This is a genomic window from Streptomyces sp. NPDC058955, assembly GCF_042741435.1.
Taxonomy (GTDB): domain Bacteria; phylum Actinomycetota; class Actinomycetes; order Streptomycetales; family Streptomycetaceae; genus Streptomyces.
Genome location: NZ_JBHYKM010000043.1, coordinates 57,668 through 61,123, shown reverse-complemented (window position 1 = coordinate 61,123; position 3,456 = coordinate 57,668). Strand labels below are relative to the sequence as shown.

Here is a 3,456-nt window from a genome sequence, read left to right as displayed (position 1 = left end):
AACGGCTCGATCCGGTCCCACATCGCATCAGTGATTACTAACCGGACGGACACATCCGATCAACCGACCAGCCGATCAAAGAGACACGCTCTAGGACCGGCGCGGCGCCCGGGCCGAGTCGTGAGGGCGTCGGTTTCGACGTGCGCCGGGGACGAGACCCTCATCCTGCCGGCCCGCGGGAGCGCCGCACCCCGGAGCGCCGCCGCGGGCCGGCGGCCGTGTCACCCCATCGTCCACCGCTGGTTCGTGCCGCCGCTGCAGGACCACAGCTGGACGGGCGTGCCGTCGGTGGTTCCCAGGCCGGCGACGTCCAGGCAGAGGCCCGACTGCACTCCGGTGACGGTGCCGTCGGGGTGGAAGTTCCACTGCTGGTTGGGCTGGCCGTTGCAGGACCAGACGATCACCTTGGTGCCGTTGGTGGTCCCCTTGGCGCTGGCGTCCAGGCAGAGCGTGCCGCCGCCGACGGTCACGGTCAACTGGTTCGCCGCCGTGCGCGTCCAGGTCTGGTTCGCGCCGCCGTCGCAGGTGCGGATCTGCTGCTGCGTGCCCGGCGTCGTGCTGGTGTCGGTCAGGCACTTGCCTGCGGCCACCGCGCGCAGCGCTCCCCTCGTACCGCCGGAGGAGCCCGCGTCCAGTCCCATGAAGTGGATCGCGTCGGCGGCCATCCTCGTGCCCTGGACCGGCAGTTGGTGCCCCGTCCCGGCGAGGCTGTACGCCTCGACCTGGGTGGTGCCGGCGCTGTCGTCGTACCGGGTCCGGGTCCAGCCGCTCGCGGGGGTGTCGGTGGCCGACGGCGTCGGGCTCACGCCGAGGACGTCTGTCCACTGCTTGATCTCTTCGCCGAGGTTGTTGTGGCTCAGGATGGTGTCGGCGGTGCCGTGCCACAGCTGCACGCGCGGCCGCGGGCCGGTGTAGCCGGGGTATCCGGTGTTCCGCACCAGGCCGCCCCACTGCTGCGGCGTCCTGGACACCTGGCCCTGGGCGCAGGCCGAGTTCCAGCCGCGGACCGTGCCCGTGGCGAAGCAGTGGTAGGGCACTCCCATGAACGCCGCGCCCGCCTTGAAGACGTCGGGGTAGTCGGCGAGCATCACGTTCGTCATCATGGCGCCCGAGGACTGGCCGGTCACGTACACGGCGTCGGGACTGCCGCCGTAGCGCTGCTGCACGTAGGTGATCATCGACATGAGCCCGACCGGGTCGCTGCCGCCGTTGCGGGTCAGCGCCTGGTCCGAGGAGACGTCCCAGCAGCTCTTGCTCGGGTTCGTCGAGGGGTAGACGACGAGGAACCCGTGCTTGTCCGCCTCGGCGGCGAAGTCGGTGCTCGCGTGCAGGTAGGGGCCCGTCCCCTGGCAGCCGTGCAGTGCGAGCAGGATCGGCGGCCGGGACCTGACGTTGTCCGGCACGTACAGGTGCATCAGCAGACCGGTCGGGTTGGTGCCGAAGTTCGTGATCTGGACCAGTGACGCGGCGGCGGCCGGTGGGGCCGCCTGAAGGTTCAGGCCGAGCGCGAGGCCGAGCACGGTGATGATGCCGAGCAGCCGGGACGCGAGCGAGCGGGATCGGGACATGGGACCTCTCCGTCGGGATGGCCGAGGACGTGAGGAGGTTCCGGCGCCACCGCGGAGACGACGCCACCGATCCTCGTGCCGCCCCACCGCTTCCGTCAACAGCCGTGCTACGACGTGCTGTTGGCCGCTCAGGTCCGCTCGCCGACCGCCGTGGGGATGCTTGCCCCATGGAGAGTGTTAGCGCTAACATTCCCGGCGAGGAGCCCGGCGTCCACCCCTTCCCCTCGGTTGTCCTCCGCCTGTGTGCTCCGCGAAGCAGGAGCGCCGTCCCGCGTCGCGCTCCGACAGCACTCCTCGATCAGGCCGCCCAGTGCGCGGGGCGCTCGAAGCCCTCGGGCAGCACGGTCCGCGCGTCGCCGCGCGCCGAGTTCAGCTGCGGCTGGGTGAGGAACAGGGCGCCCGTCAGCGTGGCCCCGGACAGGTCCGCGTCGCGCAGGTCGGCGCCGATCAGGTCCGCGAGGGTGAGGTCCGCGCCGGTCAGGTCGGCGGCGATCAGCAGGGCGCCGCGCAGATCCGTGCCCCTCAGTTTCGCCCCGCGCAGCCGCTTCCCGATGAGGTCCGCGCCCCGCCGGCTGCGCGGCGTGCCGCCGGCCGTGGCCCGGACGAGCTCGCTGGTCCGCAGCAGCAGCGGGTTGACCTCGGCCCGCACCGGCCCGACATCCAGCCCCTCCAGCTCGGCGGCCGGCAGCGCGGCCAGCTCCTCGACCCGCGCCAGGGCCGCGCGCAGCTCACCGTGGACCCGGCGCGCGGCGGGCCGCTCCAGCGCCTCGGTGAGATACCGCAGCAGCTCGTGGAGCTGCCGCACCACCGGAAACACCTCGTACATCTGCCGGGCGGTCTCCGGCGCCTCCCGCCAGGACACCCCGCCGAAGGTCACCTGCGACACCCGCTGCCCGGCGCCGAAGCAGTCGTACACCGTGCACCCCTGGAACCCGCTGGGCCGCAGCCGCGCGTGGATCCCGCACCGGAAGTCGTCCTGGAGGTTGCGGCAGGGGTCTCCGGCCGCCTTGTTCACGGCGAAGTCGGCCGACTTGGCGAACGGCAGGGCCACACAGCACAGACCGAAGCACTGCGCGCAGTCGCCGCGCAGCGCGGTTTCCCGGGTGTCGGGCACGGTGGAACGGTTCCTTCGCAGCTCGGGGACGATCCACCCACCGTATCGCGCCGCCGGCACGGGTCCCGGACGCGGCCGAATCCGATTGCGGGACGGCCCGGCACCCCGGAAGATCATGATCATGCCGACGTTCACGACGTATGACGGGACCGCGCTCTCCTACCGGGTCCACGGGGAGGGCGAGCCCCTGGTCTGTCTGGCGGGCGGCCCGATGCGGGACGCGGTCTACCTCGGTGACCTCGGCGGACTCGCCGCGCACCGCACGCTGATCCTGCTCGACGCCCGGGGCACGGGCGCGAGCGCCGTCCCCTCCGATCCCGGCACCTACCGCTGCGACCGGCAGGTCGCCGACGTCGAGGCGCTCCGCGCCCACCTCGGCCTGGAGCGGATCGACCTCCTCGGCCACTCGGCGGGCGGCAACCTCGCCGTCCTCCACGCCGCCGCGCACCCCGAGCGGATCCGCTCCCTCGTCCTCGTCGCCTCCCTCTCCCGCGCCCTCGGCCTCGCCGCCACGGACGAGGACTGGGACCGGGCGGTCGAGGTCTTCGCCGACCGGGACTGGTACCCGGAGGCCAGGGCCGCGCTCGACGGCATCGGCCCCGGCACCCCGCTGCCGCGCGTGCACGACATCGCCGCCCCCTTCACGTACGGCCGCTGGGACGCCGCCGCCCGCGCGCACGCGGCGGAGGGGGGCCCGCGGGCCCCCCGGGGGGGGGGGGGGGCGCGCCCCCCCCGGCCCCGGGCCCCCGCCCCCGCCCCCCCCCCCCCGCCCCC

General features: G+C 73.6%; 3 protein-coding genes. 1 reads left to right on the top strand and 2 read right to left on the bottom strand.

Annotated features, from left to right (window positions below; all coding sequences use genetic code 11):
* Positions 1 to 221: 221 nt before the first annotated feature.
* Both ACFW1I_RS18655 and ACFW1I_RS18650 read right to left on the bottom strand, forming a co-directional pair.
* A complete protein-coding gene (locus tag ACFW1I_RS18655) occupies positions 222 to 1,568 on the bottom strand; it encodes a PHB depolymerase family esterase (RefSeq protein WP_384671012.1) in 1,347 nt (448 codons plus the stop codon).
* Between the two features lie 298 nt (positions 1,569 to 1,866).
* Positions 1,867 to 2,682 (bottom strand): pentapeptide repeat-containing protein, encoded by an 816-nt coding sequence (locus ACFW1I_RS18650; protein ID WP_384671010.1) that lies wholly within the window; start codon positions 2,680 to 2,682, stop codon positions 1,867 to 1,869.
* A gap of 121 nt (positions 2,683 to 2,803) precedes the next feature.
* On the opposite strand from ACFW1I_RS18650, the gene ACFW1I_RS18645 reads away from it, so the two are divergent.
* Positions 2,804 to 3,456: alpha/beta fold hydrolase (locus ACFW1I_RS18645; RefSeq protein WP_384671007.1), on the top strand; the 653-nt coding region annotated here is incomplete at its 3' end.

Bases quoted from the DNA above. Each gene is read 5' to 3' on its own strand.
- ACFW1I_RS18655 (WP_384671012.1), bottom strand. From the start codon at position 1,568: ATGTCCCGATCCCGCTCGCTCGCGTCCCGGCTGCTCGGCATCATCACC.